Origin of the sequence: Pseudoalteromonas luteoviolacea, assembly GCF_021654285.1 — a bacterium.
Taxonomy (GTDB): Bacteria; Pseudomonadota; Gammaproteobacteria; order Enterobacterales; family Alteromonadaceae; genus Pseudoalteromonas; species Pseudoalteromonas luteoviolacea_J.
Genome location: NZ_JAKFZS010000002.1, coordinates 82,014 through 94,119, shown reverse-complemented (window position 1 = coordinate 94,119; position 12,106 = coordinate 82,014). Strand labels below are relative to the sequence as shown.

13 protein-coding genes are annotated in these 12,106 nt (G+C 43.4%); all 13 read right to left on the bottom strand.

Annotation, left to right across the window (positions count from 1 at the left end):
- Nucleotides 1–17: 17 nt before the first annotated feature.
- Nucleotides 18–245, bottom strand: coding sequence for a phage tail assembly chaperone (locus L1077_RS01795; protein ID WP_237135346.1), 228 nt, complete (start codon nucleotides 243–245; stop codon nucleotides 18–20).
- Nucleotides 246–247: 2 nt separating this feature from the next.
- On the bottom strand, nucleotides 248–1,024 hold the full coding sequence (locus L1077_RS01790; protein WP_237135345.1) for a hypothetical protein: 777 nt from the start codon (nucleotides 1,022–1,024) through the stop codon (nucleotides 248–250).
- A gap of 19 nt (nucleotides 1,025–1,043) precedes the next feature.
- Complete coding sequence (locus L1077_RS01785; RefSeq protein WP_237135344.1) at nucleotides 1,044–1,274, bottom strand: tail fiber assembly protein; 231 nt, start codon at nucleotides 1,272–1,274, stop codon at nucleotides 1,044–1,046.
- Nucleotides 1,275–1,277: 3 nt separating this feature from the next.
- Nucleotides 1,278–1,979 (bottom strand): hypothetical protein, encoded by a 702-nt coding sequence (locus tag L1077_RS01780; RefSeq protein WP_237135343.1) that lies wholly within the window; start codon nucleotides 1,977–1,979, stop codon nucleotides 1,278–1,280.
- A gap of 16 nt (nucleotides 1,980–1,995) precedes the next feature.
- Complete coding sequence (locus L1077_RS01775; protein WP_237135342.1) at nucleotides 1,996–2,562, bottom strand: phage tail-collar fiber domain-containing protein; 567 nt, start codon at nucleotides 2,560–2,562, stop codon at nucleotides 1,996–1,998.
- Complete coding sequence (locus L1077_RS01770) at nucleotides 2,562–3,866, bottom strand: phage tail protein I (RefSeq protein WP_237135341.1); 1,305 nt, start codon at nucleotides 3,864–3,866, stop codon at nucleotides 2,562–2,564. Before L1077_RS01770 ends, L1077_RS01775 begins: the two co-directional genes overlap by 1 nt.
- Nucleotides 3,859–4,758 (bottom strand): baseplate assembly protein, encoded by a 900-nt coding sequence (locus tag L1077_RS01765; protein ID WP_237135340.1) that lies wholly within the window; start codon nucleotides 4,756–4,758, stop codon nucleotides 3,859–3,861. The genes L1077_RS01770 and L1077_RS01765 overlap by 8 nt, the downstream gene beginning before the upstream one ends.
- A gap of 1,439 nt (nucleotides 4,759–6,197) precedes the next feature.
- A complete protein-coding gene (locus tag L1077_RS01760; protein ID WP_237135339.1) occupies nucleotides 6,198–6,635 on the bottom strand; it encodes a hypothetical protein in 438 nt (145 codons plus the stop codon).
- A gap of 9 nt (nucleotides 6,636–6,644) precedes the next feature.
- Nucleotides 6,645–8,126, bottom strand: a complete 1,482-nt coding sequence (locus tag L1077_RS01755) for a hypothetical protein (RefSeq protein WP_237135338.1) — start codon at nucleotides 8,124–8,126, stop codon at nucleotides 6,645–6,647.
- Between the two features lie 9 nt (nucleotides 8,127–8,135).
- A complete protein-coding gene (locus L1077_RS01750) occupies nucleotides 8,136–8,354 on the bottom strand; it encodes a hypothetical protein (protein ID WP_237135337.1) in 219 nt (72 codons plus the stop codon).
- 8 nt (nucleotides 8,355–8,362) lie between these two features.
- Nucleotides 8,363–9,553, bottom strand: a complete 1,191-nt coding sequence (locus tag L1077_RS01745) for a hypothetical protein (RefSeq protein ID WP_039608564.1) — start codon at nucleotides 9,551–9,553, stop codon at nucleotides 8,363–8,365.
- On the bottom strand, nucleotides 9,553–11,535 hold the full coding sequence (locus tag L1077_RS01740) for a DUF4815 domain-containing protein (protein ID WP_237135336.1): 1,983 nt from the start codon (nucleotides 11,533–11,535) through the stop codon (nucleotides 9,553–9,555). Before L1077_RS01740 ends, L1077_RS01745 begins: the two co-directional genes overlap by 1 nt.
- Nucleotides 11,536–11,543: 8 nt before the next feature.
- The gene (locus L1077_RS01735; protein WP_237135335.1) at nucleotides 11,544–12,023 is read right to left on the bottom strand and encodes a hypothetical protein; all 480 of its coding nucleotides are present in this window, start codon (nucleotides 12,021–12,023) and stop codon (nucleotides 11,544–11,546) included.
- Nucleotides 12,024–12,106: the final 83 nt, after the last annotated feature.

Below are 12,106 nucleotides of genomic sequence, written 5' to 3'. Positions count from 1 at the left end.
GCCCAAATTTAAGACAATTAGCCTAAAGTAGGCCAAACGACTTCTGAAGGCGTTGGATAATGAGTCGGTAAATCACGCAGTGCTTGGCGATAATCACTGAGCTCAGTGGGCACCGATTGCGTATTTTCCAGTGCGCGTAATACCAATAAATCTGACTCTACTAACAAATTATCACGCTTAGATCTCACCGTAACCCAGGTAACATCTTCACCGTGCGGCTCTGTTACTATGTTTTCATAGTCCATGCTTATTGCTCCCAAGAAGGCTGATTATGAGAAACCCGTTCAGCACATGGGCGGCCATTCACTGAGGTATATTCACACGTTGCGGTGAATGCTCGCTCAGAACCACAATGCGGACGAGTATCAACAAACAAAGAGACACGCGCAATACCATTACCATATCCTTTGCCTATTTGCCGGAAAAATACCGTGAGTGTTTTGCCCACATCAGCTTTAGTAATATCAATAAACCTAGGCGCTTCACCAGGTTCAGAAATAAATAACTTCAATGCAACATCATGCATAATGTGCTTCACTTCGATACGCGCAGAGACGCAATCATGAGAAGACGCCCCATGTATCACTAGGTGATCATAATAAGTTGCCATGCCTCTGTGAGACATTAAAAAGTCACATTTAAATGAATCGCCATTTGAACCAAATGAATTTCCAATGTGCTGCGCATCAAACTCAATCAAATTAACGTAATACGGGTCTTTTGGCGCTGCGCAGTACTTATAAACATCATCTGGGCCATCAGCGGCAGATGTGTAACCTCCAGCTGACAAATGCTGCTTGAATGAAAAACGCTTAGTCAAGCCTTCTTTGTAGACATTCAGTCCATTTATGCTCTCAACCATGCCAGCTTTAAAGTTTTCATACTGTGTATCAAGTTCAGCCGATTTTGATGCCAATGCATGATTAATTTGGCCCATTTGATTTTGAACGGTATCGCACAGTGCGTTCGCACGCTCAGAGACGTTAGTGAGACGTTCTGTGATAGTTAAGTTGTTACTCGACATAATGATCTCTTATTCAAATCTAAGATGCTTTAAGTACGTCTGGTTTTTGTGGCCAAACTACACTTTCAGGGCTATTGAACTCTTGTGGAATATTTCTTAACGCTGCACGATAGTCCTTAATTAGCAGCGATTCCTGATCAGAAAATGGGTGATCATTAACCTGTGTCCAATCCGTTTCTCTTAATAAGGAGTTACGAATATTTTTAATTTCTAACCATTGCTTTGCTGTAAACAGTTCATGTTCCGTCATCTTTTATACTCCTAAAATAAAATTATTCGCTGCAACATGTGGCTGAACTTCAGTGATTGGTGCCAAGAAGTAATCCGTGCTCGCAATACGTTCTACCACTTGTGTTTCTGACTCAATAATTACTGGTCCTTTGCTGTATTGACCATTTAAGTAAAACTTATAAGACCAGCCGCCGCGTAGCCAAACAGAAGATGTATACGGTGTTGACGCAGCCGCTATTTTGCCAACGAATGCTCGGTGAGAGTAAAAGTGGTGAAATTGCTTAGCAAAGGTAAAGTCGCCACCATTGGACCAGTTTTGCAACTGCACAAAATAATCCAATATGCCGCCACTAGTAATATCGTCATGCACGTATCGTTCGATACGTAAATCCAACATCTTGCAATGATGAAGTGCCACAGGGTAAAACTTTGTGTCGTCTAAATGCTTTAGGTCTACAGGAACAATGAAATCGCTTTTAGACAATGTTTTTTGGTAACGGTTATCACCCGACTCAATAAAGTCGTCCATTTTTCCTTGATACTGGCTAATCGAGCTTGCAGCTTGTGCGTCAAACTGCGCCTTTTTAGCTTGTAATGCATCCTGCTCTGCTTTTAATGTATTTTTTATGTTATTGATCTGCGCATCTACGGTATTGCACAGCTCGTTAGCCCGCGTGGCTACTTTTGCCAAGCTCTCTGTGATGGTTGTATGTTCGTTTGACATCAGTCTTCCTTAATTCCTATTGCCCGTTTTCTAAAGCGAGTAATCGTAGTTCTTGTTTTAATTGTCGGTGCATTGTATCTAGCTGCACCAAGGTTAAATCTGCAAGTTCGTTATCAAGCAATACATTAAAATTATCGATACCGGGTTTGACCTCTACACTATCTGATGGCAGCTGAGCAAGGCTCAAGGTCACGCTTTGCAGAATTTTCACATCTGGCGTGCGATAGCCCAGCGTGCGGTTTGACTCTGAATATACGCCCAGTAGCACTAAATTTTCGTCACTGCCAACCGGTTCATCAATTTGGATAAACACACCCACTTCACGAATAGCATATTCAGGTGCAGACATGGCTTTATCAAACAGTGCGACTACTGTCACTTGGTGGTTTTCATCTGTCTCGTAGTTGTCATCCCGAATTGGCTGAAGCTCTTTAAGATTGCGCAGACTCGTTTGAGTTTGCGACGGCGTATAACTTGCGTCACCAAATGCCATATGGCTGATCTGTGCTTTTTTACCATTGGCTTTCGCTGCTAACAAAGCATCTAAGCCAACTTGGGTAAACTGCAGCGTTAATGCAGACATTAAGCAGCTCCTTGTAAGTTAAAATGTTGATAAATAATTTGCCTCATAACACTGAATATCCCCTCATTCCCAGTGCTATTTGGAGGTAGAACAATGTGGTTTTTCGAATTAAAGTGGCGCGATTGATTCATTTTAGACAGACCAAATACACCATAAAGGCCTTTAATATTGCTGGGTTTTATACCGCTCCCCGCAACTTGCCAACTACATAATGTATGAGAATTAGTTGCACCAAATGAATGATATGTCCCACTAGGTTTTGGCGGCTTGACGCTCTGGCCTGCTATTGCTAAATGCCTAGCAGAACAACTTGCATTCACAGCAAAAAAAGCTGCACCACCTGTATTTCTTGGAGGGACAACTCCCTGACCGGCAATAGCTAAATGTTTGACGCCTCTGCTTTGAGCGGCTCCAAATGCCGCGTTTTTTTGCATTGCTTCATTGGGCTTCACACCACAGCCAATGGGTGCATCCATACGCTGTAAAATAGTTGACGGCATGGCGCAAATTGCGCCTAGGCGTTCGTTGTAAGAAAGCCCCAGCTGCACATCCACATGAATAGAACCCCGTTTAACCGCTTCAATAATCCGGCGCACTCGCTTTAACATTTGGGGGGTCAGCATTCCTTGCTGCTGCTCATCCAAATTACTATTGATAAGTGCCCACACTTGCACAGTGCCTCGGGGCAACGCTTCTAAATTGTCTCCTTGCCACCACTCTTTAATTTCGGTTTTGATATTTAAACTATCGAGCGCTTTTTGCAGCGCGTAAGGCGTGCCTTTCACTTGGTGTACGGCGAATGCGTCATTAATCACTTGGCGCTTTAAAGCTTCGCTCCATGCCTCATCCCACTCATCCACAGATACGGACCAGGCTAACCAAGGTAGCAATTCTGCTGGGCACAAAAAAGGGTCCCACACACTGGCAAGCAACAAGCGACTATCGTTTAGCACGCATGCTGATTTAACTTGGGCACGCTTTATGGGGTCAGCCTCATCTGGCTGCCAGTTTTTAATATTAAGCTGCTCTGCAAAATCATTGAGCTGCTGCGTATCACAAAACTCTGGGAGATCCACCAGCACTAACAACTGCTGTGTATTGCATTGCAATAAAACATCTGGATTTGCTAATACCTTATTGGGTTGCATGCCACAAAGCTTTGCTAGCCAAACTAATTGCGCATCACTTCGAGTTGAAAGCGCTAATAAAGAGATCAATAAATTACGAACAGCTTGATTGTCTGGAAATTGCCGGCTGAGTCTCTTTACCAGCTCACTGGCATTGGTTGGGATCAGTTTATCCATAGACATTTTCCATCAATACAGAAATAGACTCGCAATAAGGTGCTTCAGTCGCCTGACACACAATATCGTCAATTGGGCTCAGTAAGGTCACGTCCTCCACACCCGATTGGTGCAGGGCAGCATAAATCCCTGCCCGCGTAACTTTTTTACCAAGATAATGTCGTGAATCACAATACGCTTGTACTGCTTGCTCAGCCGCGGCAACAAGCGCACTGCCGGATGGACCATGCAAAATAGAGAGCTCCGCTTTCACCGAAAATGGTTTTATTTGTGCCTTATGCACCGTCACTCTATCCCCTAATGGGCGCACTTTCGATGCCACTTTGTCGATACCAACTTGCTCATTGTCTTTTGCAGAAAAGTAATCCTTCACCTTATCAATTAACCCGTCCTTCGGCTGTCCGGTATCAAGGTGACTCAAAATAGTCAGTTCAATATCGCAAGGCGCTGGACTAAGTACTGCGACATCTTTTATCTGTGGATCGCATGACATTGAGTGATAAATGTATGACTCACGACTGCCAGCCGTATTAAGGCCATCAAATGCCAATTGTATACGCTGCCTAAAAGCAGTATCAGACTCATCTGGAGAGGTTTTGCGTGACAGGTTATACCTTGCTGCAATGGCATCTAAATCATGCCCTTGTGCTGAGGCCAACATAGTGCCCTTTACTGCATCATTGAGCTTTTGTTTTTGTAATACTTGTTGATACGCTAAGGTTTGCAACAAAAGTGCAACCGGGTCACTTTCTAAGGATAAAGCCGCTTGATACTGTGGGTTTTGCAATAAAAATTGGGCTTTGAGTTGCTCATACTCTTGTTCATAATCAAGCGTTGCAATAACGTCTGGAACAGGGACTTTCGATAAGTCTAATTTAGTAAAGCCACTCATAATCTTCCTATCTAAAATAAAAAACCCGCACTCATAGAAGTACGGGTTTTGATTCATGGGATAACTGTGTAAAGCTCTTTCAAGCTTAAGGTCATTTTACTGATTTTAAGGGGTTGAAACAGGTCATTTATGACCGCCTTAAAACCGCTAAATTTGTGCTTTATACAAAAAACGCCAAGTGCTCATTTATCTTAATAAAAAAGCGACATGGCGTTGAAACTGTTGGGCCTTTGTCAGCTTAGTAGCAATCATAAGCTGTTTAAGCTTTTCTCAAGCTTAGGTGTATTTTACTGATTTTAAGGGATTGAAACAGGTCATTTATGACCGCCTGAAAACAGCTAAATTTATGCCTAACGCAAAAACGCCACGTGCTCATTTATCGAAATAAAAAAGCGACATGGCGTTGAAAATGTTGGTTTTTTGTCAGCTTAGTAGCAATCATAAGCCGTTTAAGCTTTTCTCAAGCTTAGGTGTATTTTACTGATTTTAAGGGATTGAAACAGGTCATTTATGACCGCCTGAAAACAGCTAAATTTATGCCTAACGCAAAAACGCCACGTGCTCATTTATCTTAATAAAAAAGCGACATGGCGTTGGAACTGTTGGGTCTTTTGTCAGCTTAGTAGCAATCATAAGCCGTTTAAGCTTTTCTCAAGCTTAGGTATATTTTACTGATTTTAAGGTTTTGAAACAGGTCATTTATGACCGTCTTAAAACCGCTAAATTTATGTCTAACGCAAAAACGCCACGTGCTCATTTATCGTAATAAAAAAGCGATATGGCGTTAAAACTGTTGGGTCTTTTGTCAGCTTAGTCGCAATCATAAGCTGTTTAAGCTTTTCTCAAGCTTAGGTATATTTTACTGATTTTAAGGCTTTGGAACAGGTCATTTATGACCGTCTTAAAACCGCTAAATTTATGCCTAACGCAAAAACGCCACGAGCTCATTTATTGTAATAAAAAAGCGACACGGCGTTGAAACTGCTGGGTCTTTTGTCAGCTTAGTAGCAATCATAAGCTGTTTAAGCTTTTTTCAAGCTTAGGTGTATTTTACTGATTTTAAGGCTTTGGAACAGGTCATTTATGACCGCCTAAAAACCGCTAAATTTGTGCTTCATACAAAAAACACCAGATGCTCATTTGTCGTAATAACAAAGCGACATGGCGTTGAAACTGTTGGCTCTTTTTCAACTAGATGTGAATTATAAGCTGTTTAAACTTTTCTCAAGCATAGGTGTATTTTACTGATTTTAAGGGATTAAAACAGGTCATTCCTGCCCTAATAGCAATAAATTAAATACGCACTTAAAACTCAATAAAAGAAACCCGCTCGGCACGGCTAAGCGGGTTTAGGTTGTGGAATAACAAGTCTGTTGCTTTCGCAAGCAACTATGATACTAACCCGTTTATTGGGAATAAAACGGGTCATTGCATCAAGTTTATAATGAAATATTTACATCAAAGGTAAATTCTTCCAATTCTTCGGATGTTGAGATATCCGCAAGAGTTTGCTCTGCCTTATCACTTGCTAAACGTAGCTGCTCACGCTGTGACAATAATTCTGCCAAATGCGCCTTGCTTAAGCCTATCTCGGCCTGATCGCCCGCAAGCTCAGCCATCAATAGATGCTCTTGTGCTTTTTGCACACGCCACTGCTCATCATTAAGCTTATTAAATACCGCCTCTTTTATCGTAGCAAGTTGATCAGCCTTTTCAGATTCCAACCTTTCTTGTGCCAGCAAGATTTGTTGCGCTTCATACGCTTTTTTGTAATCCTCAATCGAAGTGCTATTCCAGGCAACACCTGTTTGAGGGTGAACCAACCAATAGTTTCCATCAATTTTCATGCCTTTATCGGCAAAATATTCACAACTCATGTTTTCTCCTTAAAATGCGCGACAAGTACGGCCAAGGCCATAATGATTATAGGTATAGTGCTCGTTGAGAATTCCAGCACCTGAGTAAGGGTTAATACAGCTAATTGCACCACCTAAAATACCGCTATCATAACCGGCATGGTAAGGCCTAGCTCTGTACGAATACATACCTAATATTTCACCAGACATACTTTCCAATACAACTTTCACTTCCGCGCCAGAAGAATATGCACCGGCAGAACTAGGAGTTCTATAATGACCAGTACTACAATTGAAGAAGAAATTTACCGGCTCCAATCGACGTTCATGGGTAAAACGATAATGCGCACTATATTTGTGCTCACCCATTTTTGTCACACCATTGTAACGACCGAAAAAGCCATAGTAGCTAACTCCATGACCATTCATTATTGACTCTGATTGGTTATAATTATGGTAACCATGGGTATGCTGAATATTGTGATAAATAAACTTAACAACTGTAAAGTCGCCTGCATCTACATAGGCTTGTAACTCTTCTGCATTTGCAATAGCGGTATTCGTGACGATATTACCATCACGATACTTCTCTACTAATACTGAAGTTCCCTCATCCACCATCACCAAGCAATGCTTATTATTATCGTATAAAACACCGACCTCATTATAGTTATGAGATGTAGATGTGCTTATGCCATATTGATCCGTTGCATCTAAATTTTGCTTCGGCTTAGTAATAGAGGTAAAACCTGATGATTTACAGAACACGCCACCATAGTTTGCCACTGCCGTCGTTTGAGAGTCTTGCGTGCTATAAACAATTTCATATTGAATATCAGCTGCGTTATTTTTACTCGCAAGCGGCAAATAAGCACTTGTACCATAGTAATAAATCTTACTGGCGGGGTTTTGCTCAAAAGCATTAGAGTAAATAAAGCTCGTATGCGTCGTCGTTTTTTCAGCACCATTGGCATTGAGTTTTAAATACTCTAGTCGACACTGCTCAGTATCTGCATTATGAGTAAAACCTGTTCTAACTAAATAAGTCTCGCCACTATTATCATACACGGCGAATACGCCAGTCGCCCTTCTGTGCGTTGCGTTAGAGCTTGGCGTATCAATCGGTGTCATTGGAAATATAGGTCGAACTTGTAATGCATTATTAGTAGCCTGTAAAGATTCTACGCGGTTTAAGTTTGGCGCCATCGAATCTAACAAATCTAATTTACTAGACTTTGTATCGAGTGTTGTACTGGTTTGCGTCAGAGAGTTCGTTGCCGTCTGTAATGCTGCACCAGTAGATTGCGAAACTTGCTGTAGTGTCGATGTGGCATCATTAATATGTGACTCTGCAACTGCGACAACTGCTTGCTCAAGCTTTGCATTATCGGTCAGTTTGGTAATAGCATTACTTACTAATGCTTGTTCTTCGGCTGTAAGCGGCTGGCTGCCTTCCATATCGGCAACTAGCTTATCTACCATGACTTGCACGGCATTTTGAATACTCGCCATAATATCCTCTTATAAAGTTAATAGTGGTTCGCCAAGTAACTGGTTAAGCTTGACTCGTCTAAGTTTCTCGTTCAGCAGCGTATCTTGCTGCTGGTCAAGATTGGTTTGCATATAGAGCAACTGGTCAATGTCGATAATCGCTTGTCGAATTCGCTCTACATCTTGCTGTAATAAATTGTCTGGGTGTGGGAGAGGTAATGCATAAGAAAGGGTTTTATCGTCTATCATACCCCCTCCTAAATTGAGAAGGTTCTGAGAGAACGTACGCGAGGCCTGTCTATGTGTGTACCAGATAACACCAGCTTCACGCGCGCTTGTGATTCACTCAGGTTAGAAAACTCGTAATTGCACAATAACCAACCATCTCCCTGTGGCTGAGTTGTTTTCTGCGGTATGTTTACCCATTGACCTTGTTGCTGAATAAACACATCCACTTTGGCCGTACCGGGCAGCTGCCCTTCGAAACTCACTTTCAAACTGCCACCGATTTGGCATGGAATGGCACGGGTTACATAATCAGCTTCATTACTCACTTTACCCAATGCAGTTTGCACACTATCGAATAACACCGGCGTTTGCGTTTCGGTTCCCGTTAATCTCGCGCTCACCTGCAAAGGCTCCTTCACCTTGTTGGCCAAACGCAGTGCTTGCCACTCTTGCAGATTAAATTGACCTAATTGCGCACCGCTGAATTCAAAATGCAGTTGAGTTTCACTGCTTGGACGCTCAATCACTGCCATTGCTAAAATATCGCTGTGTTCATCCAGCTCAACTTGACCAAGGGGGACTGTCTGCGTTGTTTGTGTAAAACGAGCCGCTTTTAACCTAAAGGTTAAATCTCTATTTTGATGTGGTGTCCAGGTAGACGCGTTACTTGATGAAAGTAATACGCCAACTTGATATGGCTGTGTGGTCACCCAGCCACTTTCACTATCAAACTTACCGAGTTCAGCAATCGCCACTTCATGATCGGGGTCGTCCGTTAACACCACAATGGCATATTCTTGCCCCGCATTAAGCGAGACCGGATCAAACTCAAATAAGGTTGGCTCACCATTCACTTTAAACATAGAGCGCTCAAGTGATGCTTCCGCCAAAACGGTCTGATTGGGAATACCCACTTCGGTTTCTCTAATCTGAACGCGAACGGGTTTATCACCCCCTATTTTTTTAAACCACAGCTCAACACCCGCAATAAAGCGTCTTTGTGGCAACGTAAATGTTTGCGCTAAAGGGTCAAAGCGTACCGTTGTAATTGTGGTAATACGGCGTGCTGTTTCACTCACGATGGTGCCACTACCAGTGTAAGTTGCCTCACCGAATGAGCCTTTTTCTCCCTCAAACCTCACTGTTTTACTGCCAACAGGAATGTTTGCGGGAATATAAAAACGGCCGCTTAAGCGGCCGTTTGGATCTGCGTTAATCATTATGTCTCCTCTGGTGTCACCACAATGCCATCAAAAATTACCCGTTTCAGTGCTTCACCTTCGCCAAAACCAGACAAGGAGAAGTTCACCCAACGGCGGCGTAATAGTTCAGCACTTCGCGTTGTGCGGCCAATCACCTGTGTTTGCGTTGATTGCGTGGTACGAGTGCGCCATCCTCCACCTCGAGTAAACCGTTGCGTAATCGGGCTCGTCCAACTGCGCTGCGTTTGTGTCCAGTGGTCAAGACTCGGTGTCAAAGTAATCGTGGCAGGGATAGGCTCAACGGCTTGATAAGGGTTTATTTTCATACTGCCCGTTTGCTTGGGCTGCTCGAGCACATTTTCTAACTCATAGGGTAAGGTCAGTAACCCATCGTTTGGTACTGGCAAATCTGCAATATCCGCACTGAGGGGGAGTACTAACTCGCCATCAACAATGGCAGCCGTTTGTACGATGCCCGCATCTCGCATATCGTCATCGATGAACGGATCTACAAACACGCCATATTTACTGGCTGGGTCTTGGCTATTGGCATCATTGCGAAGACGCTCAATTGCCAGCAATTGGTAAAGGTCACCAATTTGATTTTGCATTTGCTCAAGCTGTGACATAGAAACCGCGCGTACAGCTAAGTTTTCAATCGCAGGCGCTTGTTCACTTAACCAAGATTGGGTAACTTGCGCCAAAGCTAAATGATGCGCAGGCGCTTTAGGCGCAATAGGAAATTGATGTGCTGCCTGCCCTTTAATCCGCTTTATTTGGCCAAAGCGATCAAGCACAATTAAATCAATGCGTGGACGGTGCCACTGGTAGTCAATTGTCACTAAGGTGTTATCGACAATTACGCCACCATCAACCAACTGCCTATCAAGATTAAAACCGTATTCATCAAAGTCGAGCATAAGCTGCTTTCTATAACGGTACGTTACCTCATATTGACTGCCGCCAGCGGGTTCCTCGCCACTGAGCTGCCAACTGATGTGGTTTCGCAAAAAGATAAAATCCGTTCCTTGAATATACGTCGTACTCTCTTGAGAGTTTGTATCGCCTTGCGTGATGCTTAAGATTTCTAAAACAGAATCGTCCGGTAGTAGATCTTCACCACCAGCCAGTTGACCCCGGGTAAGCTGAGTCGTTTTTTCGACAGTCACATTGACTTCTTCTATCTGTTTAACAGGGAAAAAGTCCGTATCAATACGCATGATACCTTGGCCATCGGATTGGAAAGTTTTCGGCTCTTCTTTGACCTCACCTACATCAGGATCATAATCAAATTCAGCCGTTCTCGAGGTTGCAAACGCCACTTCATAGCCTTCGATATGGGCTTTACCCTCTTCTAGACTAAAGCTCTGAACGGTTTGATCTGCACCTCGATAACTTAAAGACATCCCTTCAACCACATAGCTTCCGCCGTTTGACTCTCTGTCATAACGTGCAAGCGCTTGTGTAACCGCATCAAGCTGCGGTGGCGGTTGTTTTATGATTAACGTGCCCTGCTCTATTTTATGCACAGGGTAAAATGCATCATCAGGGCCAATCGCATCACTGAGTAGCCCCCATTGGCAAACTTGTTGCAAACGTGCGGCGCCAGGTTCATCAAAGTTAATTGCATCAACAGCAGGGTCTCTTAGGCTTGGATCTTGCTCCTCAGTCACCACATTATGCGTGAGCCACACACCAACATCGACACTGCCAGCCATATCGATAGGTACAGCGCTACTTGATACCGGCCTTACTTGCCCGGCAATGTACACTTCACCGTCTGTTACTAAAGCAGTGGCCAACTTTGCATCAATGATCACTTCGCCACCTTTGACCAAATCACCATCTTTTAAGAGTACATCCGCAACCCCCTTTATTTGGTGATTGACTTGTGACTGTAAATCATTGAGCTCTCTGCTTTGCAGTCCCTTACCGGCCCTGAACAGTAATCGTTCATAACCCGAGTCCGCATGAAATTTTTCATAATAATCGTCAAGCATAAACACCTCTAAAAGCTGACAACAAATTCGAAGCTTTCTCGCACGCCCTGCTCACGAATAAGCGGAGCACGATGTTCAAGAAGCAATAAAGTGCCAGGGTTAGCTACCTGTTCCGGCGTCAAATATACCAAGCCATCGGGGAGCTGAGCATCTGCTTGCAAGCCTGACATTAAGCCAAGTTCGCGCACGGTTTCTCCTGCGCCATCAGTAAAATCAAAGGTAAATTCACAATAAATATGCTGAGTTGGCTCAGAGGATAAGCTAAAGCGACCACCTTGAATAAAGATGTCACCTTGATCATCGGGATAACAAAATCCGACTTTTTTTGCTTTACGATAACCTATAGGATCAGCAAGACTTGTCGCGGCAATAGGTTCGGCAGGTGGCGTTTGCCACTGAGACGCGCCGCGTCCCCAAGCCAAATAAATAGGAGTTTGTGCAATTGTTTGAGCGAGCATAGTTCGCCCTGCACGGGTAAGAATAGCCAAAATATTTCCTTATCGTCCTTCACTCGGCCCATGTACCGCATTAACTCATTTACCAAGTGTCTCAACGCGCCTTCCTAGGCATG

Excerpts from the sequence above, each read along its gene's own strand:
- L1077_RS01795 (WP_237135346.1), bottom strand. The coding sequence starts at position 245 with ATGGACTATGAAAACATAGTAACAGAGCCGCACGGTGAAGATGTTACC.
- L1077_RS01790 (WP_237135345.1), bottom strand. The coding sequence starts at position 1,024 with ATGTCGAGTAACAACTTAACTATCACAGAACGTCTCACTAACGTCTCT.
- L1077_RS01785 (WP_237135344.1), bottom strand. The coding sequence starts at position 1,274 with ATGACGGAACATGAACTGTTTACAGCAAAGCAATGGTTAGAAATTAAA.
- L1077_RS01780 (WP_237135343.1), bottom strand. The coding sequence starts at position 1,979 with ATGTCAAACGAACATACAACCATCACAGAGAGCTTGGCAAAAGTAGCC.
- L1077_RS01775 (WP_237135342.1), bottom strand. The coding sequence starts at position 2,562 with ATGTCTGCATTAACGCTGCAGTTTACCCAAGTTGGCTTAGATGCTTTG.
- L1077_RS01770 (WP_237135341.1), bottom strand. The coding sequence starts at position 3,866 with ATGGATAAACTGATCCCAACCAATGCCAGTGAGCTGGTAAAGAGACTC.
- L1077_RS01765 (WP_237135340.1), bottom strand. The coding sequence starts at position 4,758 with ATGAGTGGCTTTACTAAATTAGACTTATCGAAAGTCCCTGTTCCAGAC.
- L1077_RS01760 (WP_237135339.1), bottom strand. The coding sequence starts at position 6,635 with ATGAGTTGTGAATATTTTGCCGATAAAGGCATGAAAATTGATGGAAAC.
- L1077_RS01755 (WP_237135338.1), bottom strand. The coding sequence starts at position 8,126 with ATGGCGAGTATTCAAAATGCCGTGCAAGTCATGGTAGATAAGCTAGTT.
- L1077_RS01750 (WP_237135337.1), bottom strand. The coding sequence starts at position 8,354 with ATGATAGACGATAAAACCCTTTCTTATGCATTACCTCTCCCACACCCA.
- L1077_RS01745 (WP_039608564.1), bottom strand. The coding sequence starts at position 9,553 with ATGATTAACGCAGATCCAAACGGCCGCTTAAGCGGCCGTTTTTATATT.
- L1077_RS01740 (WP_237135336.1), bottom strand. The coding sequence starts at position 11,535 with ATGCTTGACGATTATTATGAAAAATTTCATGCGGACTCGGGTTATGAA.